Source organism: Achromobacter sp. EB05, from assembly GCF_044232075.1.
In the GTDB taxonomy this organism is placed as follows: domain Bacteria; phylum Pseudomonadota; class Gammaproteobacteria; order Burkholderiales; family Burkholderiaceae_B; genus Achromobacter; species Achromobacter dolens.
Genome location: NZ_CP155917.1, coordinates 3,882,729 through 3,907,262, shown reverse-complemented (window position 1 = coordinate 3,907,262; position 24,534 = coordinate 3,882,729). Strand labels below are relative to the sequence as shown.

Genomic DNA, 24,534 nt, shown 5'->3' with positions numbered 1-24,534 from the left:
GGACGGGAAGGTCCGCGGCGGGGGGCGTGATCAGCGCAGGATCAGCAGACCCGGCAGGTCGGTGATGCGCACCTTGGTCTGCGCCAGCAGCAGGTCGAGCGCCCGCTTGGGGTCGGCGACGCCGGCCGTGCCCGACACTCGGGTGTCGCGCGCCAGCTCGCCCAGCACCAGGATGTGCTTGCCGGTGTAGCGCGCCAACTGCGCGGCCGCCTCGGGCAATGCGGTGTTGTTGAAGGCCAGCATTCCCTGGCTCCAGGCGGGCGCGGTTTCATGCGGCGCCGCATCCTGGACCATGCCGTCGGCCGAAACCGCGATGCGTTGCCCGGCGTCCAGCGTTTGCGGTTGCCGGTCCGCACAGGCCAGGCATTGCACCGCCACCTGGTGCGTGTAGACGGTGACGCGCGTCGCGTCGCGGTCGCGCGCGACCGCGTAGCGGGTGCCCAGGGCCGTGGCGCTGGCGTCCGCCGTCACCACGCTGAAGGCCGGGCCTGCGGCGCCGCGCGGCGCGGCCTCGAACAGCGCCTGGCCGGCCAGCAGGCGCACCTCGCGCCTGTCGGGGCCGAAGTCCACGGCGATCGCCGAATGCGCGTCCAGGATGGCGCGCGAGCCATCGGGCAGGGCGACGCGCAGCGGCTGCGTGTCGCTTGCGTAGTCGGCGCCAGGCTGGAAGTCGCGCAGCGCGTACGCGGTCGTGCCGGTGGCGGCGACGAGTGCCAGCGCCAGCGCCGTATGGCGCTTGCGCGGCGGGCGGGCAGCCAATTTTCCGCGGTCGATCTCGCCCATGCGGCGCCACACCCGCGCCAGCCTGTCGTAGGCGGCGGCATGGCGGGGATCGGCGTGGTACCAGGCGTCGAACTCGGCCTGCGTCTGTGCATCGAGCGGCTGGCCGCTGTGGCGGATCACCCAGCGCGAGGCCTGCTCGTCCGCGGTGGCGGAATTGCCCGGGGTGCTGGCCTTGCTCATGCCGACAGCGCCTGGTCGCAGGCCAGCAGGATGCGCATCATGTGTTTCTCGACCGCGCTCACCGAAATCGCGAAACGCTCGGCGATGGCGCGGTAGGTCAGTCCTTCGTGGCGATGCAGGACAAAGACGTCGAGGCTGCGGCGCGGCTGGCGCAGCAGGGCGGTTTCGAGCCGCCGCAGCAGTTGGTTGGCCGAAGCCACTTCCAGCGTGTCGGCCTCGAAGGCGGGCGGCTGCGTGGCGGCATAGTCGGCCACCACGTTCAGTTCGCGGCCCCGGCGGCGGTGCCAGTCGGTGGCGATGTTGGCCGCCACGCGGAAGACATAGGCGCGGTGGTTGTCCGGCAGGGTCTTGTCCTGGAACTCGGCCAGCTTGATCCAGGTGTCCTGGGCGCAGTCCTGGGCCACGTCGCGCGAGCCAGTGCGCATGGCCAGAAAGCCCAGCACTTCGCGGTAGTGCCGCAGAAATACATCGGTAAGCGAAGACATGTCGCTGACGCCTCGCGCCAGATAGAGTCAGATTCGCGTCGAATTATAAATGATAATTATTATTGTTATTGGGTGTTGCGCCCCGAGGGAAAGGGCGGACGGCCCATGCCGTCCGCCCGCGGCTCAGGCTTCGCCCTGCTCGATTTCTTCGAGCGAGCCCTGCAATTCCAGCCACTGTTCCTCCAGCGTCTCCATGCGCTTGCCGTGTTCGCCATGTTCGGCCATGACTTTCTGGCGCTCGGCGCGACGCGCATCGGAATACAGGTCCGGGTCGGCGATCACCGCGTCCAGGGCCTGCAGCTTGGCGCGCAGCTTCTCCATTTCGGTCTCGACCTTGGCCAGCCTGGCTTCCAGCGGCTTGCGCAGCGCCGACAGGCGTTGGCGCTGCTCGGCCTCGGCGCGGCGTTGCGCCTTGCGGTCGACCACGGCCTCGCCATTCTCGGCGTTCTCGCGGGCGGCCTCGGCGCGTTCGCCGGCGTTGCGGGCCGCCAGCCAGTCGCGGTAGTCCTCCAGGTCGCCGTCGAATTCGCGCACGGCGCCGTCGGCCACGATCCAGAAGCTGTCCACGGTGGTGCGCAGCAGATGGCGATCGTGCGAGACCAGCAGCATGCTGCCGCCGAACTCGGCCAGCGCGGCGGCCAGGGCCTCGCGCGTCTCGACGTCCAGGTGGTTGCTGGGCTCGTCCAGCAGCAGCAGGTTGGGCTTCTGCCAGACGATCAGCGACAGGGCCAGGCGGGCCTTTTCGCCGCCCGACATTGGCCCGACCTTGCTGTTGACCGTGTCGCCCGAGAAGCCGAAGCCGCCCAGGTAGTTGCGCAATTCCTGCTCGCGCGTTTCCGGCGACAGCCGCGCCAGGTGGGCCAGCGGCGTGCTGTCCACGTCCAGCATGTCGAGCTGGTGCTGGTGGAAATAGCCGATCGCCAGCCCGCGCGAGGCGCGGCGTTCGCCGGCCTGCACCGGCAGTTCCTCGGCCAGGGTCTTGATCAGCGTGCTCTTGCCGGCGCCGTTGGCGCCCAGCACGCCGACGCGGCTGCCGGCGCGCACCATCAGCGTCACGTCGCGCAGGATCGGCACTTCGTTGCCGGCCGCGTCGGTGTAGCCGGCCGACAGGTGTTCCAGCGTCAGCAGCGGATCGGGCACCTGGTCGGGCGAGGGGATGCGGATGTCGATGCCGGCCTCGGCGTGCAGCGGCGCCAACACCTGCATGCGCGCCAGGGCCTTGACCCGGCTCTGGGCCTGCTTGGCCTTGGAGGCCTTGGCCTTGAAGCGGTCGATGAAGCCCTGCAGGCGCGCGGCTTCGCGCGTCTGGCGTTCGTAGGCGATGTTGGTCTGGCGCAGGCGCTCGGCGCGCTGCGTCAGGAAGTCGCCGTAGCCGCCGCGGTAGCGCACCAGCTTGGCGTGATCGAAATGCAGGATGGACTTGGCCACCGCGTCCAGGAACTCGGTGTCGTGGGAGATCAGCATGACGGTGCCGGGATAGGCGGCCAGCCATTTCTCCAGCCACAGCATGGCGTCCAGGTCCAGGTGGTTGGTGGGCTCGTCCAGCAGCAGCAGTTCGGACGGCGCCATCAGCGCGCGCGCCAGCGCCAGGCGCATGCGCCAGCCGCCGGAGAAGCTTGCCACCGGCTGGGTCCATTCGGCCGGCTTGAAGCCCAGGCCGGCCAGCAACTGCTCGGCGCGCGAGGCCGCGCTCCAGGCGCCGGCCTCGACCAGCGCCGCTTCGACCTCGGCGATCTGCGTGCCCTGGTCGTCGGTCAGCTCGGCGCGGCGTGCCTGCAGGGCGCGCAGCGGCGTGTCGCCGTCGATGACGAATTCACGCGCGGGGCGGTCGTCGGCATGCAGTTCCTGCTCGACGCTGGCGATGCGCCAGCCGGCCGGCAGCGCCAGGTTGCCGGCGTCCAGGTCCAGCGCGCCGGTCAGCAGCGCGAACAGCGACGACTTGCCGGCGCCGTTCTTGCCGACGATGCCGACGCGTTCGCCCGGGTGCACCACGAATTCGGCGTCGTCCAGCAGCACCTTGGTGCCGCGACGCAGGGTCAATCCAGAGGCGCGGATCACGTCGTCAACTGCTCGCGGGTCAGCAGCAGCAACTGGTCGGACGCTGCTTCCGTATCCAGCCACACCGGCGACAGCTCAGGGAAGGCGGCTTCGAAGAAATCGCGCTCGTGGCCGATCTCCAGCACCAGCACGCCGTTCTCCGACAGGTAGCGCGGGGCCGCCTGCAGGATGCGGCGCACCAGGTCCATGCCGTCGGCGCCGCCGGCCAGGGCCAGGTGCGGCTCGTGGCGGTATTCCTGCGGCAGCACGTCCATCGAGCCGCTGTTGACGTAGGGCGGGTTGCAGACGATGACGTCGTACTGGCGTTCGGGCAGGCTGTCGAACAGATCGCTCTGGTGCAGCGCGAGGCGATCGCCCAGGCCGTAGTCATCGACGTTGCGGCGGGCGACTTCCAGCGCGTCTGGCGACACGTCGACGGCGTCCACCTGAGCGTAGGGGAAGGCCAGGGCCGACAGGATCGCCAGGCAGCCCGAGCCGGTGCACATGTCCAGCACGCTGTCGACGGCCTGTGCGTCCTGCACCCAGGGCGACAGGCCTTCGTCCAGCAGCTCCGCGATGGGCGAGCGCGGCACGATGACGCGCGCGTCCACGTAGAAGCGATGCCCGCGCAGCCAGGCCTCGTTGGTGAGATACGCGGCCGGCACGCGCTCGGTGACGCGGCGGTCGATCAGCTCCAGCACGCGGTTGCGCTCCTCGCTGAGCACGCGGGCGTCCAGGAAGGGCTCCAGCGTGTCCAGCGGCAGGTGCAGCGCGTGCAGGACCAGATAGACCGTCTCGTCCCAGGCGTTGTCGCTGCCGTGTCCCAGCGCCACCTGGGCGGCGTTCAGGCGCGATACGCCGTAGCGGATCAGGTCGCGCAGGGTCAGCAGTTCTTGGCGGGCGGATTGATACATGAGAGGCTTTTTAAGCGGCGGGCAGGAGGTTTTCCAGCGTGCGCCGATAGATGTTTTTCAGCGGGTCCAGCGAGGCCAGCTCGATACGCTCGTTGACCTTGTGGATCGTGGCGTTGCAGGGGCCGAACTCGATGACTTGCGGGCAGATCTTGGCGATGAAGCGGCCATCGGACGTGCCGCCGGTGGTCGACAGCTCGGCCGTCACGCCGGTCTCGGCCTGGATGGCCTGCACCAGCGCATCGGTCAGCGAACCGCGCGGGGTCAGGAAAGGCTCGCCGCCCAGTTCCCAGTCCAGCGTGTATTCCAGGCCATGGCGGTCCAGCACTTCGTGCACCCGCGCCTTCAGGCCTTCCGGCGTGCTGGCGGTGGAGAAGCGGAAGTTGAACAGCGCCACCGCCTCGCCCGGCACCACGTTGGTGGCGCCCGTGCCCGAGTTCAGGTTCGAGACCTGGAACGTGGTCGGCGGGAAGTACTCGTTGCCCTGATCCCACTCGATCGCGACGATCTCGGCCAGCGCCGGCGCCAACTGGTGCACAGGGTTGCGCGCCAGGTGCGGATAGGCCACGTGGCCCTGGATGCCCTTGACCGTGAGCTTGCCCGACAGTGAGCCGCGGCGGCCGTTCTTGCAGGTGTCGCCGAGCGCGTCGCCCGAGGTGGGTTCGCCGACGATGCAGTAGTCCATCTGCTCGCCGCGCGCCTTGAGCGCGTCACAGACGATGGCGGTGCCGTCGATCGACGGGCCTTCCTCGTCCGAAGTGATCAACAGGGCGATCGAGCCGCCGTGCCGCGGGTTGGCCGCCACGAATTCCTCGGCTGCCACCACGAAGGCCGCGATCGAGCTTTTCATGTCAGCGGCGCCGCGGCCGTACAGGTAGCCGTCGCGCTCGGTGGGCACGAACGGATCGCTTTCCCACTTCTCGCGCGGGCCCGGGGGCACCACGTCGGTGTGGCCGGCGAAGACCACCAGCGGCGCGGTGTTGCCACGGCGCGCCCACAGGTTGGTGACGCCGCCCTGGGCGATGGTTTCGCAGGTGAAGCCGAGCGGCGCCAGGCGCGCGGCCAGCGTCGCCTGGCAATCGGCGTCCGCCGGAGTGACCGACGGACGGGCGATCAGGTCCTTGACCAGATCCAGAACAACCGAGGGAGGTTGGCCCTCCTGCCGCTGCGCGGCTGCCTCCCCAAGGGAGGGTGCACGCCCTTCGGGCGGCCGTGCGGTCGTGCGCATTACGCCCTCAGCAGATCGTTGATGCTGGTCTTGGCGCGGGTCTGCGCGTCGACACGCTTGACGATGACGGCGCAGGCCAGGCTGTGCGAGCCGTCGGCCGAGGGCAGCGAACCCGGCACCACCACCGAACCCGACGGCACGCGGCCGTAGGTAACCTTGCCCGTGGCGCGGTCATAGATCTTGGTGCTTTGCGACAGGTACACGCCCATGGCCAGCACCGAGTTCTCTTCGACGATCACGCCTTCCACGACTTCCGAGCGGGCGCCGATGAAGCAGTTGTCTTCGATGATGGTGGGGTTGGCCTGCAGCGGCTCGAGCACGCCGCCGATACCGACGCCGCCGGACAGGTGGACGTTCTTGCCAATCTGGGCGCACGAGCCGACGGTGGCCCAGGTGTCGACCATGGTGCCTTCATCGACGTAGGCGCCGATGTTGACGTAGGACGGCATCAGCACCACGTTGCGGCCGATGAAGGCGCCGCGGCGGGCGACGGCGGGCGGCACCACGCGGTAGCCGCCTTGCTTGAAGGCGTTGTCGCCGTATTCCGAGAACTTGAGCGGCACCTTGTCGTAGAACTGCAGCGGGGCCTGGCCCATGATGGCGTTGTCGTACAGGCGGAACGACAGCAGCACGGCCTTCTTGATCCACTGGTGCACGACCCAGTCGTCGTTGATTTTCTCGGCCACGCGCAGGCGGCCCAGGTCCAGCCCGTCGATCGTGTGTTCGACGGCTTCGCGCACTTCGGCGCTGGCGTCGGAGGGCGACAGGTTGGCCCGGTCGTCCCAGGCTTTTTCGATGGTGGTCTGGAGGTCGAGAGTCATAGCGGCTCAGCTTTTCAAAAAAGGTTGATCAAACGGAAGTATGTACGAAATGGGCGATGCGTTCGGCCGCCTGCACGCAATCGGCCAACGGCGCCACCAGGGCCAGGCGGATGCGCCCCTGGCCGGGATTCACGCCGTGCGCTTCGCGCGCCAGGAAACTGCCCGGCAGCACGGTAACACCGGTACGGCCGTAAAGGTCACGCGCGAACGCGGTATCCGAACCCGGGGTGGCTGCCCACAGGTAGAACGAGGCCTGCGGACGCTGCACGTCCAGCACGTTCTGCAGGATCGGCAACACCGCCTCGAATTTCTCGCGGTACAGGCGGCGGTTGTCCTTGACGTGGGCCTCGTCGGTCCAGGCGGCGATGCTGGCCGCCGACACCAGCGGGCTCATGGCGCTGCCATGATACGTGCGGTAGCGCAGGAAGCGGCCGATCAACGCGGCGTCGCCCGCCACGAAACCCGAACGCAGGCCCGGCACGTTGGAGCGCTTGGACAGGCTGGAGAAGGCCACCAGGTTGCGGTAGTCGTTGCGGCCCAGGCGGCGCGCCGCCTGCAGGCCGCCCAGCGGCGGATTGCCTTCGTCCAGGTAGATCTCGGAGTAGCACTCGTCGGAGGCGATCACGAAGCCGTGGCGGTCGGACAGGGCGAACAGGTCTTCCCATTCGTCCAGCGTCATGACGTTGCCGGCCGGGTTGCCGGGCGAGCAGACGAACACCATGCGGGTCTTTTTCCAGACCTCGTCCGGCACCTGGTCCCAGTCGCAGGCGAAATTGCGCAGCGCGTCGGCGTTGACGTAATAGGGCGTGGCGCCGGCCAGCAGCGTGGCGCCCTCGTAGATCTGGTAGAACGGGTTGGGGCAGATCACCACCGACCCGGCCGCCGGATCGATCACGGTCTGGGTGAAGGCGAACAGCGCCTCGCGCGAGCCGAGCGCCGGCAGCACCTGGGTCTCGGCGTCAGGCGCGGGGATGCTGTAGCGCTGTGCCAGCCAGTTGGCGATGGCCTGGCGCAGCGCAGGATCGCCCTTGGTCGACGGGTACACCGACAGTCCGCCAAGGTTGTCGCGAATGGCCTGCGCAACGCGTTCCGGCGCGGCGTGTTTGGGCTCGCCGATCGACAGGTTGATGGGCGTCAGGCCGTCCGGTTGCGCAGTGGCCGAGGCCAGCAGGGCGCGCAGTTTTTCGAACGGGTAGGGGTGCAGGGCATCGAGGCGCGGATTCATGACGCAAGATTTTAACAAGCAAGCTACAATAGCGGGCTTGGCCTATTGCGAAGGTGGCGAAATTGGTAGACGCACCAGGTTTAGGTCCTGACGCCGTAACAGGTGTAGGGGTTCGAGTCCCCTCCTTCGCACCAACCCTATTCGGATCGTGACCGGCGCCACGCCGTCACTGTCCCACGACTCCGAGCCATGACCCCGAGACATGTTTGTGTCTCGGGGTCTTTTCATTTTTTCTCCCTTTGGAATGTCCTTATTAATCAAATGGTTGATAATCAAATGGTGGATCAATCCTGATCGAAGCCTCGGCCCGGGCGCCGGGCTCACTTGCCTGTAGCGCGCGCCTGTACCGCATTTGTCTCGCTTGTTATAAAGAGGCCTGAAGCTTTTCTTGTCGAGCGAGGGTAAATTGTTGTCGATTCAATCACTTGGCCGCGGCGCATTGATGGTGTTGCTCGCCGGGCTCGCATCGGGCTGTTCTTCCTCCTCTCCCCTGAATGTCTGGTCGGCGCCGGCGTCGTCATCGGGCCCCGACTCGTCGCGCGTCAGTCTCGAATGCCGGGTGAGCCGCAGCAGTTGCCTGTATGACGGCAAGTACGAAGCGGGCGAGCGCGATTACGCCGAGGACGAGGCCAAGCGCCTGAACCGCGCCGAATTGGACCGGCTGCGCCGCGCCGCCGGCAATTGATCGAACAGTAACGGCCGCCTGACCGCGGGCCGTTTTGTTGGCGGAATCGCTCGCGATGGAATACGGCAAGGCCTTTTTTGACCTGCAACTGCGCTTTGCGCAGGCGGCGCGCGCCCTGGCGGGAATTTCCCTGGAGCGCGCCGTGATGGACTACACCAATGTCTATATCCGGTTTGGACTGGGTCGCGACTTCGATGCCGGTCATGCGGCCTGGCGGGAATACGCCGACGGGCTCGTGGCTGCGCCGGACATTGGCGACTGGACGTATCGACATTACCTGCGGCTGGGCGCGGACCGGCCGGGCGTGGACACGTCCGGTGCCGTTTCTGGCTGTTTTTCCTACGTCATGCAGGATGCCGCCACCGTGCGGCTGCATTTCCGCAATGCCGAGCCGGCGCCGGCATCGCCGCTGAACGGCAGCCGCCTGCCGCTGAGAATCGACGAATTGCGGTCACTGTTTCATGCCATCCGGCGGGATCGGCCAGCAGCCAGGAGGGTGGCGGGAACGTCATGGCTGTACAACCTGCCGGCCTACCGGCGCTGTTTCCCGGCGGATTATGTCGGCAGCCTGCGCCTGGCGGGTGATCGCTTTCGCAACGTGTCGCTCTGGGGACAGTTCCTGCGTCGCGATGGCGCGTTGAGAGCGCAAGCCGTGCGGGAGTTCGAGGCGGGCTGGGCGCGAGCGGGCGATGTCCGCGATCTGGCGGCATGCTTTCCGCTGCGGGCGCTGGCGGCCGAGGCGCCGATCGCGGCGTTCTATCGGCACTACGGCATAGCGCAGGGCTGAACCGGCGGCCCCTCGCTGTCCGCCCGCGGCCCCGCGGCCGCCTAGCGAGTCGCGGCCTGCAGCCGGATGCGGAACGTCGCCCGCGGATCGTTGAACGCGCTGGCGCTGTCGGCGCCGATATCGATGCGTGCAGTGTCGGCGTTGGCGTACGACCTGTTCGAAAAGTGCTTCACCACGTCGCGCCCGGAGACGATGTCGGCCAGGTAGATGGCAGGGCTGAAGTCGACCTGCCCGTGGCGCAGATCGGCGGTCACGGCCACCAGCGCCCAACGACATACCCCTTGGCCGTAATAGTCCTCGTCGCGGAATCGGTCGAGGAGGATTTCGGCGCGATAGCCGCCATCGGCGGCGGGCTCGAATGAGACGGGCGCGCGTTGCTCCGGCACCACCGTGGCGCCGGTGACGGCGGTCAGCGGCACGCAGTCCGGGTTCTCGACCCGGTAGTCGGCATGGCCGTCAATGCGTTCGAAGGGGCCCGGCGCGTCCTCGACGCGCACGCTCAGGTCCACGCGCTGGCGCGCTTGCGGATCGGGGTGCGCAACGACGTTCGCGGCCAGCGCGCAGGCCGAAGCGGACACGGCCGCAAACACCGGCAGGGCAATCGAAACGAGGCGGCGCGTCATGACGTTCAGCGGGCCGGTTTGGCGGGGGCCAGCGTGTCGTACTGGTCGATCTGGCCGACGTCCACCCAGCCGGCCGCGCAGTCGCCCTGGTAGTCGTCATCCTTGGTGCGTTCGCAGGCCTGGCCGCGCTTGGCCCGCTTCCATTGCACCGGCAGGTCGGCGTCCTTGCACAGCGCGTTGCCACGGCATTCGGGCACGCTGGCGGTGGGCACGGCGATCACGTAGTGGCGCTGTTCCTCGCCCTTGCGCACCATGGCCGGAATGCAGACGAACTGGCGGTCCATGACGCGAGCCACCGGTTTGCCCTGGCCGTCGACGCGGTCATTCAGGTCAACGCCGCCGTCGCCGGCGATCGAGCCGAAGGCGGCGCCTTCGCCGCAGTCGCCCAGGTACATCACGGTGTAGCCGTCGGCGCTGCATTGCGCGCTGTTGCCGCCGTCGGCGTGACACTCTATCCGCGAGGCGGGCGTCATGGCGGCCAGCTTGGCCTGCGCGTCGGCGACCGAGGTGACAGGGGCGGCCAGGGCGGCTCCAGCGCAGAGGCTGGCGGCCAGGGTGGCGAACAGGCGGGACAGGGAGATCGTCATGGATGCTTCCATAGGGTGATGGGGAAAACAGCGGGCGGCGGCGCTCACGCGGTGGCGGCAAGGGTGGTTTGCTGCCTGCCGTAGAACACCCGCGCGCAGACCGCGCCGCTTATCAGGCCGGGCACGCCTCCCAGGAACACTGGAAAGCTCATTTCGGGCAGGGTGTATTCGCGCACCGCGAAGCCCAGCAGGAAGGTGAAGGCGTAGAGGCCGCCCAGCAGCCCCGGCCAGCAATACGAGCGCCATGACGGGGTGGCGGGGCGGCAGGCGCCCGCCACCAGGCCGCACAGCAGCGCGGGCACGCCGCCGTACAGGTACGACCAGGGCACCAGGAAGATCGACGTGAACAGCGCCTCGACGCTTATCGAGGAGATGGCCACGAACAGCGCGAAGACCAGGGTGCCAACCGGGGGCCCCAGTGCGGCGAACAGGGCGGCGCCGGCGGCGGCCGAGCGGGCAATGTCGCCACGCGTCTTGCCGGCGGGCCGGCGCGCGAGGCGCCACGTCAGCGCGCCCAGCGACATGGCGGCCAGTACACACACGGATAACAGCAGCACAGCGTGGCTTCTCAGACGTCGGTGGGTTTGTTGGGAAACAGGTTCAGGGAAAGGATCGCGTCGGGATACGTCGCGAGCAGCATGCCGGACAAATGGCCATGCAGCGCGCCGAACAGCGGCCAGGTCAGCGGCTCGCTGCCGGGCAGCAGGTCCAGCAGCATCAGTTGGCCGGTGCGCACGGTGCCGACGAAGTAGGCGCGTTCGTCATGCTGGCCGGTGGGCGTGGCCCGGTAGATCTTCGTGGCGCGGCCGCTGTCGTCCTTGCGCCAACTGTTACCGCTGGTCGTGGTTCGGACGCTGAGGGGGGCGATGTCTGCCTGGATGGTCTCCCAAAGGGTGCGGGCGTTGGCGGCGTATACGACGATGGTCATGGTGGGCGTTGTCCTATTCGAAAAATGGGTAACGCGAGGCCAAGCACGGCAAAGTTACCAACGCCGCCGCGCCGCGGCAAGCGCCGCCGCGTTCCGCCGCATCGTCAGTCGCCCGCCAGTTCCCGCAGTTCGGCGGCGCGGCTGATATTGAGCAGCATGGGGCAGTATTCATACATGGGCGAACCGACGTGCGCCCCGGCCAGGGCGCAATGGCCGTTGCGGTAGGCCAGCCAGGCTTTCTGCGTCTGTTCCAACTTGGTGGCGTCTTCCGGGAAATCGCTGGCCAGGCGCGCCTGGATCCGGGCGTAGAGCGTGTTGATCTCCCGCTTGGCCGCCGCCGAGACGCCTTCGGCGCAGGCGCCCACGGTGCCGTTGTTGGTGACGCCTGCGTCGCGCAGGCAGCGGTCGTACTGGCCCATGTAGTCCGGCGTGGAGGCGCCCAGGACCAGGGCGGGAGACAGCATCAGGGAGAGGGCGAAGGCGTGTCGGATCATGACGGCGTGGATGGGAAACAGGGAAGGGGCGCGCGGCATGGCCGCGCAGGCGAAGCATACCGCCCGCCGCCGCCGTTCGTCCTAGCCGTGTTGCAGCATGGCGGGGGGCGTCATCGTCAAGTACTGTCAAGAACCAGCAGGAATTTTCATTGCTTTGAAGTCGCAATTCCCGGCGCGGGCTACCGTCGGGTTTTCTGTTGCGGAGGCAAGTCATGTATCCCTTATCGAAACGCTGCGGCGCGGAATTCTTCGGCACTTTCTGGCTGGTGCTCGGCGGCTGCGGCGCGGCGGTGCTGGCCGCCGGGTTTCCGCAGTTGGGCATCGGTTTCGCCGGCGTGGCGCTGGCGTTCGGCCTGACGGTGCTGACCATGGCGTTCGCGGTCGGCCATATCTCCGGCGGGCACTTCAATCCCGCCGTCACGGTCGGGCTGGTGGCCGGCGGCCGCTTCCCGGCGCGCGAGATCCTGCCGTACGTGCTGGCGCAGGTGCTGGGCGCCATCGCCGCGGCGGCGGTGCTGGCGGTGATCGCCGATGGCAAGCTGGGCTTCGACCTCAAGGGCAGTCACTTCGCCGCCAACGGCTACGGCGCCTATTCGCCCGGCAAGTATTCGATGGCGGCCGCGCTGGTCACCGAAGTCGTGATGACGGCGGGGTTCCTGTTCGTGATTCTGGGCGCCACCGCCAAGCGGGCGCCTGCCGGTTTCGCCGCCATCCCCATTGGCCTGGCGTTGACGCTGATCCACCTGGTCAGCATTCCCGTCACCAATACGTCGGTGAATCCGGCGCGTTCCACCGGCCCGGCATTGTTCGTGGGCGGCTGGGCGCTGGAGCAACTGTGGCTGTTCTGGGCAGCGCCGATCGCCGGCGCGATCATCGGGGCGCTGGCCTACCGGCTGGTGAGCGAGCCAGCCTCGCAGGCGTAAGGAGCGGGGCGCGCCGACCCGGGTCAGTCCATCGCCTGCAACCGGGCCAACTGCGCATCGCTGGGAAACCCGCGGGTGCGGTAGCGCACCGGATAGAGGTTCTCGCGCTCGAGCAGCGGGGCCAGCATGGCCACCGCCTGCGTCCAGGCGACCACCCGGACTTCGCCGATCTCGTCGGTCGCGTCCGGGCGCACCAGTGCCAGACGGTCGACCTCGGGCAGCGAGGTGTCCACGCCGCGGGTCCAGGTGGCCAGCGAGAACGAGGCGTCGGCGTCGCCGTCCTGCACGAACAGGTTGTAGGTGGCGACAAACACGTCGACGCCATGTTCCTCGTAAAGATGGTCCAGCGCCTCTTTCTGGGCGTCGTAGTCGCCCTTGGCCAGCGTGCGCGCCAGGTGGGCCTGGCGCTGCAGCAATTCGTCGTGCGGCGGCCGGTAGCGTTCGACGCCGGCCTCGCCATAGCGGTACATACAGGGCGAGACGGGCCGGCCGTGCGGGATGACCTGCTGGCACAGCTCGGCCATCCTCATCAGGCCTTCGGTGTCGTTGTCGCCGCTGACCAGCAGCAGGTCGCGGGTCGGCATCATGAAGACCGGCCGGCCGCGCACCGGGACGCGCTCCAGCATGTCGGGCAGCAGCACGCGGCTGATGTCATAGCCGTCTTCCCAGACGCCGCCGTAGACGCCCGGCGCCACCTCCACGAAGTTGTCGGCCGAGTCGCGCAGATTGTCGATGGCGATGGCCAGCGCTTCGTCGAACGTGATGCCCCAGGAGGCTTCGGGCCCGTTGGTGAGGGTGGCGATGGATTCCGGCCGGTCCAGCGCCAGCAGCACCACGCAGTCGTCGCCGAAGGGGCGCACGGCGGGCTGGAACGCCGCGTCGTTGCCGTCGTTGCGCAGGTGGTGCATGCGCACGGCCTCGACGGCGCTGCGGCCACGGATGACGGGACGCAGCAGCGCGCGCGCTTCGGCCAGCGAGTGCGGCATGGCCTGGCCGCTGCTGAGCAGGGTGGAGACATAGCCCTGCAAGGCGCCCTGGCGTTGTCCGCCGCGGGCATCGCAATAGGCGTGGTAGGCGTTGTGCAGGTTGAAGTAGGCGCTGTCACCGTGCAGCAGGCGGAACTCGTCGGCCTTGTAGGTGAGCTCGCCGGTGTAGCCCCGTTGCCGGACGGCGGCGATGAACAGCGTGGCGAACTGATCTTGCGTGGGCTTGCGCCGGAACAGCGAGTCTAGGAATCCCATGCTTGTCTCACCTGGTGGGGGCGTCGCTATGCCGGTCTGGGGTGTAATCGCGGTTGGCCGAGCTTGAACCAGGCCCGGGTGATGTGCTGGCCGCGCACTTCGTAGATCGCGACCACGTCGATCTCGCCGGGGCCGTCGGCGAAGTTGCGGGTGACGATCTCCTGGTCCACCACGATGTCGCCATTGACGATGCGGTTGACCAGCCTGCCGTGCAGGTCGGGTTCCTGGAAGCGCTCGAGGTGGCGCGCGCGGATTTCGGCGCGGCCGCTGGCCAGCAGCGTGTCGGGAAAGGCGTAATACTGGCAGTCCTCTGCCCAGGCCGGCATGAACGCCTCGATATCGCGGGCGTTGTAGGCGTCCAGTTGCCGCTGCACCACGTCGGCGGGGCGGGCGGGGGACGCGTCGCGTGCCGCGGCCTGCTGGCGGATGCGCGCTTCGGTGTCGGCGTCGAGCAGCCGGCGGATCTCCCGGAACAGGGGCAGGGCGTCGGTGTGCTTGCGGCCGTAGTCCAGGTTGAACGCATAGTCGAAGTCCGGGGCATTGGCGCCCTGGTTATGTTGCAGCAGCGTCTCCAGCTTGTCCATCGCCTTCACCGCGCGGGCCTCGGGCGAGCCGGCCTTGTCGTAGTCGTCCCACAGGGCCAGCAGCCGTGCGCGCGCCGGGGCGTCCAGCGCAGCGGCCAGTTGCAGCAGGTCGAGCCGTTCCTGGGCGCCCTTGTCGGCGCCCGTCGCCTGCTGCGTCGCCGGGATGTCGCCATGGATGGCCTCGCCCAGGTCGTGCACTACGCACAGCCGCAGGATGCGGGCGAAATCCAGGTCCGCCAGGCCGTCTTCGAGCATCATCGCCATCAGGCACAGGCGCCAGGTGTGCTCGGCCGTGCTTTCCTGGCGTCCGCCCGAACTGCGGGCGCTGCGCAGGACGTCTTTCAGCTTTTCGGCTTGCCGCAGGAACTCGAGCCGGCCCTGTAGTGTGTCGGTGTCCATGAATCAGGTTGTCGTAAGTCTGTTCTCAATACGCTCGCGCGTATCGCTTCCCGCCAACGAGTGTATCTTGTGACCGCCGCGATGACGCCATCCGCGCCCGCCGGCCCTGAGCAACCGGCCTTGGCCGGCCGCGGCGGGCGGGTCCGGGTCGGGCTGGTTGTACATTACGCACTATCACCCGCTACATCTTTACAGGATCGCTCTCCCATGACCGCCCCGGAAGTCGTCATCTCGCCCTCCATCACCTGCGCCAATGACCAGCCCTTCGTGCTGTTCGGCGGAATCAACGTGCTGGAATCCAAGGATCTCGCGTTGCGCGCCTGCGAGGAATACCAGCGTGTGACCACCAGACTCGGCATTCCCTACGTGTTCAAGGCATCGTTCGACAAGGCCAACCGCTCGTCGATCCATTCCTACCGCGGCCCAGGCCTGGAAGAGGGCATGAAGATCTTCGAGGCGGTCAAGCAGAACTTCGGCGTGCCTGTGATCACCGACGTGCACGAACCCTGGCAGGCGGCTCCCGTGGCCGAAGTGGCCGACATCCTGCAATTGCCGGCGTTCCTGGCGCGCCAGACCGACCTGGTGGTGGCGCTGGCCAAGACCGGCCGCGTCGTCAACATCAAGAAGCCGCAGTTCCTGAGCCCCACCCAGGTGCTCAACATCGTCGAGAAATTCACCGAGGCGGGCAACCAGCAGATCATCCTGTGCGACCGCGGCACCAGCTTCGGCTACGACAACCTGGTGGTGGACATGCTGGGCTTCGGCGTCATGAAGAAGGTGTCCGGCAACCGGCCGGTGATCTTCGACGTCACCCACGCGCTGCAGCAGCGCTCGGCACTGGATACGGCCTCGGGCGGTCGCCGCGAGCAGGTCGCGGAACTGGCGCGGGCGGGCATGGGCGTGGGGCTGGCGGGTCTGTTCCTGGAGGCCCATCCGGACCCCAGGAATGCCAAGTGCGATGGCCCCAGCGCCTTGCCGCTGGACAAGCTGGAGCCGTTCCTGACCCAGCTCAAGCAGTTGGACGATCTGGTGAAATCCTTTGCGCCCATCGATATCGAACCCTGATGCCGCCTGTCACCGCGGATCAGTGAAGTTGTTATACGATCCGGGCCACCAACTTTCGGGAGGCCTGGATGTCGTTTTACGCAATCGTCGCCGTTCGTAAAGAAGCCGTCAGCGGTCACGTCGCCTACGTGCGCTGGGGCCTGGCCGAGCGCGGCGTGCCCGGCTGGGTCAGCGACCCCGTGACGGCGGCGGTCTCCGAGGTCATCGAGGCCATCAAGGCCGGCATCGAGGTCGAGACGGTGATCAGCGTCGACGGCCTCTCCGTGGCCTCGCGCCCGGTGCGGATGCTGACCGACGACGACGGGCGCGAACACCTGGCGTCAGTGCCGATGCCAAGTTCCACCCTGCATACCATCTTCGATTTGCCGGAATTCTAGCGACGGCATGCCCGTACCGGTCCGACCGGTAGTTTTTTCACCCCCGAAGCGCCGATCCCGCGCCCCGCGCCGCGGGCATGGCGCTTGCTGCCGCCCCTGTCGTCATACCGCCGCGAGCCGCGCGGCCGCGGCGGGGCTTCAGGGGAACCAGCATGATGGACCACAGCGAAATGATGGCCCGCATGATCAGCAAGCCTGTCGCGTCCGGCAGGCCCGAAGGTTGGGATGGCATCCTGTCCGCCTATGCCGACTGCCTGATGCGGGTGCAGGGTCAATTGACGGACGACGACATGCAACGCTTTCTGGAAGTGGGCGCGCGGGTGTTCCGCAGTTGTTGCCAGGAGGACGCCCGGCAGCGCTGGACCGCCGAGCAATTGGCGGCCTACCACCGCAAACCGCGGGTTGGCGACTGACGAAGGCGGGCGCGCTCTGGCGCGCTAGAGGCACTGGCGCAGCGCGAACTTGCGGCCGAAGGCGCGTATTACGTCGCCGTCGATCGAGGCGGCAACGTCCCAGTGGTCGCCGCGCGTGATCAGCATCGATTGCGACGACAGCGCATGGCGCAGCGCGAACATCCAGAAGGCCGCTTCCGAGCCGACTGGCGCGAGGTCATGCGGCCCGATGCGCAGTCGCGCCGGCCGGGGCGTGGCGCCCAACGACCAGCGCAACGCGACGCCCAGGAAGGCGAAGCGAGCCATCACCGATGACGGTTGCACGCAAAGCACTCGGATCTTGGGTTGCATGGTCACTGGACCTCCACGAGGGTGACCCAGCGTAGCAAAGAAGATTTCATCCTTCCATACTGCATTTGGATTACCAGCGGATTGCGTCCGGGGCGGCGGGCATCAGTCCGCGGGCAGGCGGGTAAAGAGATTGGTGACGATCATCTGATCGGGACGCTTGGTGCCCGGCGTCGCCGGCGGCATCAGCTTGTCCATTTCCTTGCGGTCCTGCACGCGGGTGAGCGTCAGGTGGTCGCCCTGGATCTTCACGTAGCGGATGGAAGCCTCGCCGATCTCGTATTCGCTGGTGGATTGCTCCAGCGTCTGCTCGATGCGCTTGGCGTCGAGCCAGCGATAGGTGCCGCTGGAAAGCGCGCCCGGCCCCTGCATCGACCAGGTGCCGTCGCTGCGGAATTCGGCCACGCCGGCGCCGCCGGAAGGCTGGGGCGGCAGCGCCTGACCGTCGACGGTGCGCAACATGGTCTGGTGCCGCCATTTACCGACAAGGGCCTGCGCGGCGGCTTGCTGCGTCGGTGGTTGGGCGGGCGCCGCGGCGGGCAATAGCACGGTGCCGCCGAGCAGGGCGGCCAGGGCGTATAGGCGCAGGAGCTTCATTTTGGTGGGGCGAGGGATCCGGGTTGCGGGGGCGGGGGCCGGTCTCCAGGGGCGGCCCATCAAACGCGTTGTTGCATTATGCGCGACGACGGCGTTTGCGGCGAGTGCCGATCCCGCTCGCCGGGGGGACGCGCTCAGGTCCGGCGCAGGCCCGCGAGCAGCAGATCCAGCGCCTGAAGCGCCTGCGCCAGCCGCCCCTGACTGTCGTCTCCGGCGATCCAGAGGGCGCTGTCGGCCAGCCCGCCATGCAGCATCCGCGCCAGCGCGTCGGGCTCGGCCGGGCCGATGACGCCTTGCGTCATCAGAACCTGCAGCAGCGCGCCCAGCGACGCGGTGCACTGTTCCTGCGCGGCGGCGCCGCCATGGCCCAGCACCGCGCGCGCGTCCTGCAGCACGATCCGGCGGATTTCGGGCTCGGCCGCCATCGCCAGATAGGCCCGGCAGCGTTCGCGCAGGGCGGTCCAGGCATCGGGAGCGCCGCGTGCAATGGCCTGCAGGCGCGCCTCCATCTCGCGGTCGATCTGCGCCGCGACCGCCGCCAGCAAGCCCTGCTTGTCACCGAAATGGTGATACAACGCTCCTCGGGTCAGCCCCGCGGCGGCGGTCAGGTCGTCCATCGACGTGCCCGCATAGCCGGCGCGGCGGAACGACTCGCGTGCCGTCGCCAGCAGTTTTCCGCGGGTTTCTTCGATCATCTCGGCGCGCGATCGCGACATGGCTGTCTCCAGTGGCATACGAGTCGTATGTTAATTGACATACGTAATGTATGTGAATACCATCTTGCATACGCTACGTATGTCAATCTGTCCGGCGTCGCTGCCGCCGGCTGCAACATCCCCAGAGGTACCGGGTGTCGAATCCCTATCGCGAATTGTTCCAGGCGCCCGGCGCCGCCGGTTTTGTCGCCGCCTGCGCCGTGGCGCGGTTGGCCCTGCCCATGATCGGCATCGGCATCATCACCATGCTGTCGCAGGTGCGGGGCGCCTACACCCTGGCCGGCGCGGTGGCCGCCACCTTCGCTTTGGCGACCGCGTTGCTGGCGCCGCGAATTTCGCGCTTGGTGGACCGGCACGGCCAGGGCCGCATCCTGCCGCTGGCCGCCGGCGCCAGCGTGGCCGGCCTGGCGGGCCTGGCCGCCTGCGTGCGCTGGCAGGCGCCCGACTGGACGCTGTTCGTGTTCGCCGCGCTGGCGGGCAGCCTGCCAAGCATGCCCGCCATGGCGCGGGCCCGCTGGACCGAGATCTACCGCGACCGGCCGCAGTTGCGCACCGCCTATGCCCTCGAGTCGGTATTCGACGAACTGAGCTTCATCATCGGCCCGCCGCTGGCCGTCGGGCTGTGCGTGATCCTGTTTCCCGAGGCCGGCCCGCTCGGCGCGGCCCTGCTGCTGGGGCTGGGCGTGACCGCCTTCGTGCTGCAACGGGCCACGGCGCCGGTGGTGCAGCCGCGCGAGGCGGGCCGCGAGTCGTCGGTGCTGGGCGTGCCGCTGATGCGCCAGCTAACCGCCATGATGGCCGCCATGGGCGTCATCGTCGGCACTATCGATGTCATGAGCGTGGCCTTCGCCCGCCAGCAGGGAATGCCCGCCGGCGCGAGCCTGGTGCTGTCGGCCTACGCACTGGGGTCCTGCGTCGCCGGGCTGGCGTTCGGCGTGCTGAAATTCCGGGTGCCCCTGGCGCGCATGTTGGCGATTGCCGCCAGCGTGACCGCCCTCACCACCTTGCCGCTGCTGTGGGTGGGTGATCTGCTGACGCTGTCGCTGGGCGTGCTGCTGGCGGGCCTGTCGTTCGCGCCGACCATGATCATCGCCATGGCGATGGTGGAGGCCAGCGTGCCGGGTCGCCGCCTCACCGAAGGGCTGACCTGGCTGGTGACGGGCCTGGGGGCGGGCGTCGCGGCGGGCGCCGCGCTGGCGGGGTGGATCGTCGACCGTCATGGCGTGGGCGCGGGGTTCTGGACCGCGGCGGGCGCGGGAGCGGTGGTGCTGCTGGTCGCGGTTTACGCGGCGCGCGGCGCCCGGCCTGCCGCCGCCGTGGCCTGAGCGCGGCCGGGGCGGCCACCCCGGATGTATAGAATGCCGGCAACGCCGCGCCGCGGGGCGAGGCGTCTACAAGGAGAACCAATATGTCCCGAACCGTCGTCAATCCCGACACCGTCTTCAATACCGTGCAATACGGCTTCAGCCAGGCTGTCATCGTCACGGGCCAGCGCCGCATGCTGTTGTCCGGCCAGGTCGGCGTCGATGCCCGGGAGCGCACTGTCGGCCCTGGCCTGCGCGAGCAGACCGACGCGGCGCTGGACAACATCGGCCGTGTGCTTGCCGCGGCGGGCGGCACGCTGGCGCAGGTCATCATGCTGCGTATCTACATCTGCGAAACGGCGCGCGAGGATCAGGAGGTGATCGCGCAGGCGCTGCGCGACCGCTTCCCGGTCGATCCACCGCCGTCGTCGTGGATCATCGTCAGCGGCCTGTCGCTGCCCGAGTGGCTGGTCGAGATCGAGGCCGAGGCCATGCTGGACTGATCCGTCCGGCGCGCGCCTCAGGCAGGCGTCTTGTCTCGCCACGGCGTGGCCGCGAAAGCCTGGCGCAGGTGGGCGAGAAAGCCAGCGGTGCGGGCCGGCAGCTCCTGGCGCGATTTCACCAGTGCCACCACGTTGGCCTCGGGCAGAGTCCAGCCCGGCAGCAGCGGCACCAGCGCGCGCGTTTTCACATGCTCGGCCACGTCCCACTCCGAGCGGGCCACGATGCCGTGGCCGGCCAGGGCCCAGGCCACGGCGGCGGCGCCGGCGTTGCTGGATAGCACCGGCGCGATGCGCACGCCCACCGCCGGCCCGCGCCCGCGCTTGAAGCGCCACAGGGTCACGTCCTCCTCGTTCTCGCGCAAGGCGATGCAGTCGTGTTCGCGCAGGTCTTCGGGCTTGGCGGGCGCGCCGTGGCGCGCCAGGTAGGCGGGCGAGGCGCACAGGATGCGCCGGTTGGGCGCCAGCGGATAGGCCACCAGGGTCGAATCGCGCAGCTCGCCGATATGGATCATCACGTCCCAGTCGTCGCTGGCCAGGCGGGGAGGCCCGTCCGACAGGATAAGGCTGGCGGTCACGTTCTCGCTTTCCTTGCGAAACCCGGCCACCAGTCCGGCGACGTAGCGCTGGCCGAAGCCCAGCGGCGCCACCACGCGCAGGTGGCCGGCCACCACGCCCCGCCGGCCCGCCAGTTCATCGGCCAGGTCGTTCAGTTCGCCGCAGATCTGGCCGGCTCGCAGCGCCAGCAGCCGGCCCTCGTCGGTCAGCGCGGTGCCGCGTCCCGAGCGATTGACCAACCGCACGCCCAGGCGCTTTTCCAGCGCGTGCAGGCGTTGGGTCACGGCGGGCGGCGTCACGTCCAGGGCGCGCGCCGCCTGCGCCAGCGAGCTGGTGGCCGCCAGGCTCAGGAAGAAACGCAGGTCATCGGTCGTGATCATTCAGAATCACCTTAATGATTGATTAAGAGATGATTAAACACGCAAGCCGCGCGGCGCGCCATACTGCGGGCATGCGGTCGCGCCCCGGGGCGGCGCCCGTGTCGGTTTCCCTTTTTCCGCCCCTTCCTGTTTCGTCGCTACCGCCATGACCACTGCCTCTGCCACCCTCGATACGCTGGAAACGCCCTGCCTGCTGCTGGACGAAACCCGCATGACGCGCAATATCGATCGCCTGAACGCCCTGATGGCCGGCCACGGCGTGCAATTGCGTCCCCATCTGAAAACACCCAAGTCGATCGAGGTGGCACGCCGCGTCATGGCGCGGCCCGAGGGGCCGGCGGCGGTCTCGACGCTGCAGGAGGCCGAACAGTTCGCCGCCGCTGGCGTGACCGACCTGCTGTACGCGGTGGGCGTGGCGCCGGCCAAGCTCGGCCGCGTGCTGGCCATGCGCCGCCAGGGCGTCGACCTGACTGTCGTGGTCGACAGTATTGACGCCGCCCAAGCGCTGGCGGCTCGCGTGCGGCAAGAGGGCGCCGCCATCCCCGCATTGATCGAGATTGATTGCGACGGCCACCGCGCCGGGGTGCAGCCGGGTCACACCGACCAGTTGCTGGCGATTGCGCGGACTCTGCATGCCGCCGACAGCCTGCGCGGCGTCATGACCCACGCGGGTGAATCCTACGGTTGCCGCAGCGTGCAGGCCATCGCCGACATGGCGGGGCAGGAGCGCGCGGCCGCGGTCGGTTGCGCCCAGGCCATCCGCGCGGCGGGCCTGCCGTGTCCGGTGGTCAGCGTGGGGTCTACGCCCACCGCGCATTTCGCCCGCAACCTCGACGGCGTGACGGAGGTGCGCGCCGGCGTGTACGTGTTCTTCGACCTCGTCATGGCTGGCCTCGGCGTCTGCGACGTGGACGACATCGCCGCCACCGTGCTGACCACGGTGATCGGCCACCAGCCCGACAAGGGCTGGATCCTGGTGGACGCGGGCTGGATGGCCATGTCGCGCGATCGCGGCACTGCCAGGCAGCCAGTGGACCAGTTGTACGGGCTGGTTTGCGATGTCGACGGCAAGGTCTATCCCGACCTGCTGCTGGCCGAGACCAACCAGGAGCAGGGCATCATCAAGCTGCGCGCGGGCAGCGGCGCCGCCTTGCCGGAACTGCCGCTAGGCACCAAACTGCGGATCGTGCCGAACCACGCCTGCGCCACCTGCGCCCAGCACGACGCCTATGAGGTCGTGCGCGAGGGCGACCGCCGGGTCGTGGCGCAATGGCAGCGCTTTCGCGGCTGGTAAGTCGGCTGCCCGCAAAAGGACTCGAGATGGACCTGATCCACACCCCCCACGCCACGCCACCGGCGGGCCATTATTCGCAGGCCGTGCGCGCCAACGGCTTCGTGTTCGTTTCCGGGCAACTGGGGTTCCTGCCCGCCGCCAGTCCGGGCGAACGGCCGCAACTGGCGCAGGGCGTCGCGGCGCAGACCGAGGCCGCGCTTCGCAGCGTCGCCGCCATCCTGCAGGCCGCCGGCGCGTCGATGGGTTCGGTGGTCAACGTCACCGTCTACATTCCCGACGTCGGTCTCTGGAACGAAGTGAACAGCGTCTACGAACGCAGCTTCGGCGACCACAAACCGGCCCGCGCGATCGTGCCCACGCGCGAATTGCACTATGGCGCGCTGGTGGAAATCAGCGCCGTCGCCGTCGTTCCCCAGGGTTGAACAAGACCCTGGCGACAGCCCTGTCCGTATGCCGGCCGCCCCCCTCGGGGACGGATTAGACGACCGCCCACCTATAATGCGGGCGCCGCAACATCCCAGGGGAGTCCGTCCGCATGCAGTACGAATACCTGTTCTGGTCCATGGCCGCCATGGTGGCGGTGGCATTGGTGGGCGGGGCGCTCTGCGGCCGCCTGCATTCCCCCGGGCGGACGCTGGCCGGCGTGGCCGTGCTGGCCGCGGCGGTCTGCGCGGGCGTGGTGGCGTTGTCGCGGTCGGCCGGTTTCGGCGACCAGGCGGCGATGCTGGCGATCGCCGCGTTCATGTTCAGCCTGGTGATCGGCGCCGCCGCCGCGCTGCTGACGCGGCGCATCCTGCGGCGCCGTTGAGCGCTCATTCTTCGTCGTCGAAGTCCTCGTCTTCTTCGTCTTCCTCGTCCTGCTCCAGGGCGTCGTAGCCCTTCCAGGTGATGCGCCAGCGCGTGTCGCCGGCGGTCGCCGTCGTTTCGCTGATCTGCTTGACCAGGCCGGCGTCGGCCAGCAGGTCCAGGTGGTGCGCAATCAGTTGCAGGCCTTGCTCCTGCGCGTGGGGCGCCAGGGCAGCCTCCTTGATGTCGTGGGTGCTCAGGTTGGGGCCCGCCGCGTCGCGCAGGGCTCCCAGGATCGTGACGACCAGATCGAAATCGCGTTGCATGATGTCCGCCGTATGGGTTGGGGTGGAACAGCCCACAATAGCAGAGTTCCGTGGCGGCGACGCGACAGCCGGCCGGGTCGGTTACAGTGCGGGATTACCGATCACAGACAGGCTGTATCAATGAAGAAACCCGCCGAGCGCGATTGCCTCGCCCTGGTCCCTGGCTACACCGGCCAAGCCGCCAAGCTGTTCCTGACGCGCACCGAGGAGGGCGCCATCGTCGGCGTCACCGTGTTCGATCTGCTGGGGCACGTCAAGCAACAGGGCGATGCCCAGGCCGCCGCCGACTGGGTGGCCAACTGGCTCGCGCAAGAAGCCGACAACCGCAAGGCGCGCCGCACGCAACTGCAAGCCCAGATGTTCCTGTGCAAGCTGGTCGGCGACGAGAAGGCCGCGTTCCTGGACGCCCAGAAGCCGCTGCTGGCCGCGCTGGCCGCGGCCGGGGTGCGTAGCCGCAACGTGGCGGCCACGTCCGGCGCCGCCCGCCGCTCGCCGGGACCGGCTGTCAGGAAGCCTTAGCGTAAGGCTGTTATAGTCGCGCCTGGACGTGCACGCATCCGTGCGGGCGCGTCCACGCGGGCCTGGCCCGCAAGTCAAGGAAGAGTGATCATGGAAATACTGAGTCGGCATGTTGCCGACGTGGCGGGCGGCGTTGAGCTGCACACAACGCTGGATGGCGAGAGCATCAGCGTCTATGTCGTGACCGATGTGGACGATCTCAATGCGATTGCCGACATCGTGCCCCCCGAAAAAGTCGAAGCCGGCGCGGACATACACGCCGCCAGTGTCGACAATGTTGATAATGCGCAAGAACAAATCGACCAAGTCCTGGAAAATATGAATCCCGGCGACGTGGCGGTTTTCCTTTGCTCGGGCCCCGACGCTTTCGGCGCGGCGCTCGATCTGTTGGGTTTACCTATCGAAGAGTAAGCCTGACGGCAAACCAAAGTGCCCGTCCAAACGGCGTATG

General features: G+C 68.3%; 32 protein-coding genes, 1 tRNA gene and 1 pseudogene. 14 read left to right on the top strand and 20 right to left on the bottom strand.

The window, feature by feature from the left end; translation table 11 throughout:
* Window positions 1-30: 30 nt before the first annotated feature.
* From AAID08_RS17725 to dapC, 7 genes are all read right to left on the bottom strand, one after another.
* Window positions 31-963, bottom strand: a complete 933-nt coding sequence (locus tag AAID08_RS17725; protein ID WP_395756715.1) for a FecR family protein — start codon at window positions 961-963, stop codon at window positions 31-33.
* The gene (locus AAID08_RS17720; RefSeq protein ID WP_064526411.1) at window positions 960-1,448 is read right to left on the bottom strand and encodes an RNA polymerase sigma factor; all 489 of its coding nucleotides are present in this window, start codon (window positions 1,446-1,448) and stop codon (window positions 960-962) included. Before AAID08_RS17720 ends, AAID08_RS17725 begins: the two co-directional genes overlap by 4 nt.
* 123 nt (window positions 1,449-1,571) lie before the next feature.
* Window positions 1,572-3,506 (bottom strand): ABC-F family ATP-binding cassette domain-containing protein, encoded by a 1,935-nt coding sequence (locus AAID08_RS17715; protein ID WP_116791367.1) that lies wholly within the window; start codon window positions 3,504-3,506, stop codon window positions 1,572-1,574.
* Entirely contained in the window at window positions 3,503-4,399 is an 897-nt protein-coding gene (prmB, locus tag AAID08_RS17710) for a 50S ribosomal protein L3 N(5)-glutamine methyltransferase (RefSeq protein WP_064526414.1), read from the bottom strand. The genes AAID08_RS17715 and prmB overlap by 4 nt, the downstream gene beginning before the upstream one ends.
* A 10-nt stretch (window positions 4,400-4,409) precedes the next feature.
* Window positions 4,410-5,624 carry a succinyl-diaminopimelate desuccinylase gene (gene dapE, locus AAID08_RS17705; protein ID WP_395756714.1) on the bottom strand — a complete coding sequence of 405 codons (1,215 nt, stop codon included), beginning with the start codon at window positions 5,622-5,624 and terminating at the stop codon, window positions 4,410-4,412.
* The gene (dapD, locus tag AAID08_RS17700) at window positions 5,624-6,445 is read right to left on the bottom strand and encodes a 2,3,4,5-tetrahydropyridine-2,6-dicarboxylate N-succinyltransferase (RefSeq protein WP_006395964.1); all 822 of its coding nucleotides are present in this window, start codon (window positions 6,443-6,445) and stop codon (window positions 5,624-5,626) included. The genes dapE and dapD overlap by 1 nt, the downstream gene beginning before the upstream one ends.
* Window positions 6,446-6,473: 28 nt before the next feature.
* Window positions 6,474-7,670: a succinyldiaminopimelate transaminase gene (gene dapC, locus AAID08_RS17695; RefSeq protein ID WP_395756713.1), complete on the bottom strand. Its 1,197-nt coding sequence runs from the start codon at window positions 7,668-7,670 to the stop codon at window positions 6,474-6,476.
* Between the two features lie 47 nt (window positions 7,671-7,717).
* Here dapC and AAID08_RS17690 point away from each other — a divergent pair.
* The 3 genes from AAID08_RS17690 to AAID08_RS17680 all read left to right on the top strand — a co-directional run bounded on the left by AAID08_RS17690 (window position 7,718) and on the right by AAID08_RS17680 (window position 9,142).
* Window positions 7,718-7,804: transfer RNA gene (locus tag AAID08_RS17690), tRNA-Leu, on the top strand.
* 425 nt (window positions 7,805-8,229) lie between these two features.
* Window positions 8,230-8,355 carry a hypothetical protein gene (locus tag AAID08_RS17685; protein WP_372412862.1) on the top strand — a complete coding sequence of 42 codons (126 nt, stop codon included), beginning with the start codon at window positions 8,230-8,232 and terminating at the stop codon, window positions 8,353-8,355.
* Between the two features lie 55 nt (window positions 8,356-8,410).
* The gene (locus AAID08_RS17680; RefSeq protein ID WP_064526425.1) at window positions 8,411-9,142 is read left to right on the top strand and encodes a hypothetical protein; all 732 of its coding nucleotides are present in this window, start codon (window positions 8,411-8,413) and stop codon (window positions 9,140-9,142) included.
* A gap of 41 nt (window positions 9,143-9,183) precedes the next feature.
* On the opposite strand, the gene AAID08_RS17675 is transcribed toward AAID08_RS17680, so the two are convergent.
* The 5 genes from AAID08_RS17675 to AAID08_RS17655 all read right to left on the bottom strand — a co-directional run bounded on the left by AAID08_RS17675 (window position 9,184) and on the right by AAID08_RS17655 (window position 11,813).
* On the bottom strand, window positions 9,184-9,765 hold the full coding sequence (locus AAID08_RS17675; protein WP_395756712.1) for a hypothetical protein: 582 nt from the start codon (window positions 9,763-9,765) through the stop codon (window positions 9,184-9,186).
* Window positions 9,766-9,770: 5 nt separating this feature from the next.
* Window positions 9,771-10,352, bottom strand: coding sequence for a hypothetical protein (locus AAID08_RS17670; protein ID WP_395756711.1), 582 nt, complete (start codon window positions 10,350-10,352; stop codon window positions 9,771-9,773).
* Between the two features lie 44 nt (window positions 10,353-10,396).
* Complete coding sequence (locus AAID08_RS17665; RefSeq protein ID WP_175188697.1) at window positions 10,397-10,909, bottom strand: hypothetical protein; 513 nt, start codon at window positions 10,907-10,909, stop codon at window positions 10,397-10,399.
* An 11-nt stretch (window positions 10,910-10,920) separates the two neighbouring features.
* On the bottom strand, window positions 10,921-11,280 hold the full coding sequence (locus tag AAID08_RS17660; protein WP_054502126.1) for a hypothetical protein: 360 nt from the start codon (window positions 11,278-11,280) through the stop codon (window positions 10,921-10,923).
* Window positions 11,281-11,384: 104 nt separating this feature from the next.
* Complete coding sequence (locus AAID08_RS17655; protein WP_240806529.1) at window positions 11,385-11,813, bottom strand: lysozyme inhibitor LprI family protein; 429 nt, start codon at window positions 11,811-11,813, stop codon at window positions 11,385-11,387.
* A gap of 173 nt (window positions 11,814-11,986) precedes the next feature.
* Between AAID08_RS17655 and aqpZ the strand changes: the two genes are divergently transcribed.
* Window positions 11,987-12,697 (top strand): aquaporin Z, encoded by a 711-nt coding sequence (gene aqpZ / locus AAID08_RS17650; RefSeq protein ID WP_064526437.1) that lies wholly within the window; start codon window positions 11,987-11,989, stop codon window positions 12,695-12,697.
* A gap of 23 nt (window positions 12,698-12,720) precedes the next feature.
* Here the strand turns inward: aqpZ and AAID08_RS17645 are convergent, their stop codons facing one another.
* From AAID08_RS17645 to AAID08_RS17635, 3 genes and pseudogenes are all read right to left on the bottom strand, one after another.
* Window positions 12,721-13,938 (bottom strand): hypothetical protein, encoded by a 1,218-nt coding sequence (locus AAID08_RS17645; protein WP_395756710.1) that lies wholly within the window; start codon window positions 13,936-13,938, stop codon window positions 12,721-12,723.
* Window positions 13,939-13,964: 26 nt separating this feature from the next.
* Window positions 13,965-14,264 (bottom strand): nuclear transport factor 2 family protein, encoded by a 300-nt coding sequence (locus tag AAID08_RS17640; RefSeq protein WP_231133003.1) that lies wholly within the window; start codon window positions 14,262-14,264, stop codon window positions 13,965-13,967.
* Window positions 14,265-14,351: 87 nt separating this feature from the next.
* Window positions 14,352-14,921: pseudogene (locus tag AAID08_RS17635) on the bottom strand (HD domain-containing protein); the annotation flags it as partial.
* 207 nt (window positions 14,922-15,128) lie between these two features.
* Between AAID08_RS17635 and kdsA the strand changes: the two are divergent.
* From kdsA to AAID08_RS17620, 3 genes are all read left to right on the top strand, one after another.
* Complete coding sequence (kdsA, locus tag AAID08_RS17630; RefSeq protein WP_054502130.1) at window positions 15,129-15,986, top strand: 3-deoxy-8-phosphooctulonate synthase; 858 nt, start codon at window positions 15,129-15,131, stop codon at window positions 15,984-15,986.
* Between the two features lie 68 nt (window positions 15,987-16,054).
* A complete protein-coding gene (locus tag AAID08_RS17625) occupies window positions 16,055-16,363 on the top strand; it encodes a hypothetical protein (RefSeq protein ID WP_054502131.1) in 309 nt (102 codons plus the stop codon).
* A gap of 152 nt (window positions 16,364-16,515) precedes the next feature.
* The gene (locus AAID08_RS17620) at window positions 16,516-16,776 is read left to right on the top strand and encodes a hypothetical protein (RefSeq protein WP_231133000.1); all 261 of its coding nucleotides are present in this window, start codon (window positions 16,516-16,518) and stop codon (window positions 16,774-16,776) included.
* A 24-nt stretch (window positions 16,777-16,800) separates the two neighbouring features.
* On the opposite strand, the gene AAID08_RS17615 is transcribed toward AAID08_RS17620, so the two are convergent.
* The 3 genes from AAID08_RS17615 to AAID08_RS17605 all read right to left on the bottom strand — a co-directional run bounded on the left by AAID08_RS17615 (window position 16,801) and on the right by AAID08_RS17605 (window position 18,416).
* Entirely contained in the window at window positions 16,801-17,106 is a 306-nt protein-coding gene (locus AAID08_RS17615; protein ID WP_054502132.1) for a hypothetical protein, read from the bottom strand.
* 102 nt (window positions 17,107-17,208) lie between these two features.
* Entirely contained in the window at window positions 17,209-17,700 is a 492-nt protein-coding gene (locus AAID08_RS17610) for a hypothetical protein (protein WP_054502133.1), read from the bottom strand.
* A gap of 134 nt (window positions 17,701-17,834) precedes the next feature.
* Window positions 17,835-18,416, bottom strand: coding sequence for a TetR/AcrR family transcriptional regulator (locus AAID08_RS17605; RefSeq protein ID WP_372412858.1), 582 nt, complete (start codon window positions 18,414-18,416; stop codon window positions 17,835-17,837).
* Window positions 18,417-18,550: 134 nt separating this feature from the next.
* Here AAID08_RS17605 and AAID08_RS17600 point away from each other — a divergent pair, with 134 nt between their 5' ends.
* Both AAID08_RS17600 and AAID08_RS17595 read left to right on the top strand, forming a co-directional pair.
* Window positions 18,551-19,741 carry an MFS transporter gene (locus tag AAID08_RS17600; protein ID WP_144657974.1) on the top strand — a complete coding sequence of 397 codons (1,191 nt, stop codon included), beginning with the start codon at window positions 18,551-18,553 and terminating at the stop codon, window positions 19,739-19,741.
* Between the two features lie 83 nt (window positions 19,742-19,824).
* The gene (locus AAID08_RS17595; protein ID WP_054502136.1) at window positions 19,825-20,223 is read left to right on the top strand and encodes a RidA family protein; all 399 of its coding nucleotides are present in this window, start codon (window positions 19,825-19,827) and stop codon (window positions 20,221-20,223) included.
* A gap of 17 nt (window positions 20,224-20,240) precedes the next feature.
* Here AAID08_RS17595 and AAID08_RS17590 read toward each other — a convergent pair whose 3' ends face one another.
* A complete protein-coding gene (locus AAID08_RS17590; protein ID WP_054502137.1) occupies window positions 20,241-21,158 on the bottom strand; it encodes a LysR family transcriptional regulator in 918 nt (305 codons plus the stop codon).
* Between the two features lie 145 nt (window positions 21,159-21,303).
* Between AAID08_RS17590 and AAID08_RS17585 the strand changes: the two genes are divergently transcribed.
* The 3 genes from AAID08_RS17585 to AAID08_RS17575 all read left to right on the top strand — a co-directional run bounded on the left by AAID08_RS17585 (window position 21,304) and on the right by AAID08_RS17575 (window position 23,260).
* Window positions 21,304-22,452 (top strand): DSD1 family PLP-dependent enzyme, encoded by a 1,149-nt coding sequence (locus AAID08_RS17585; RefSeq protein WP_372412857.1) that lies wholly within the window; start codon window positions 21,304-21,306, stop codon window positions 22,450-22,452.
* Between the two features lie 26 nt (window positions 22,453-22,478).
* Entirely contained in the window at window positions 22,479-22,874 is a 396-nt protein-coding gene (locus AAID08_RS17580; protein WP_054502139.1) for a RidA family protein, read from the top strand.
* Between the two features lie 113 nt (window positions 22,875-22,987).
* Window positions 22,988-23,260 (top strand): hypothetical protein, encoded by a 273-nt coding sequence (locus AAID08_RS17575; RefSeq protein ID WP_175166746.1) that lies wholly within the window; start codon window positions 22,988-22,990, stop codon window positions 23,258-23,260.
* Window positions 23,261-23,264: 4 nt separating this feature from the next.
* On the opposite strand, the gene AAID08_RS17570 is transcribed toward AAID08_RS17575, so the two are convergent.
* On the bottom strand, window positions 23,265-23,564 hold the full coding sequence (locus AAID08_RS17570; RefSeq protein ID WP_006395879.1) for a DUF2513 domain-containing protein: 300 nt from the start codon (window positions 23,562-23,564) through the stop codon (window positions 23,265-23,267).
* A 120-nt stretch (window positions 23,565-23,684) separates the two neighbouring features.
* Between AAID08_RS17570 and AAID08_RS17565 the strand changes: the two genes are divergently transcribed.
* Both AAID08_RS17565 and AAID08_RS17560 read left to right on the top strand, forming a co-directional pair.
* Complete coding sequence (locus AAID08_RS17565; protein ID WP_343719068.1) at window positions 23,685-24,083, top strand: hypothetical protein; 399 nt, start codon at window positions 23,685-23,687, stop codon at window positions 24,081-24,083.
* A 90-nt stretch (window positions 24,084-24,173) separates the two neighbouring features.
* Complete coding sequence (locus AAID08_RS17560) at window positions 24,174-24,494, top strand: hypothetical protein (RefSeq protein WP_054502142.1); 321 nt, start codon at window positions 24,174-24,176, stop codon at window positions 24,492-24,494.
* Window positions 24,495-24,534 lie beyond the last annotated feature (40 nt).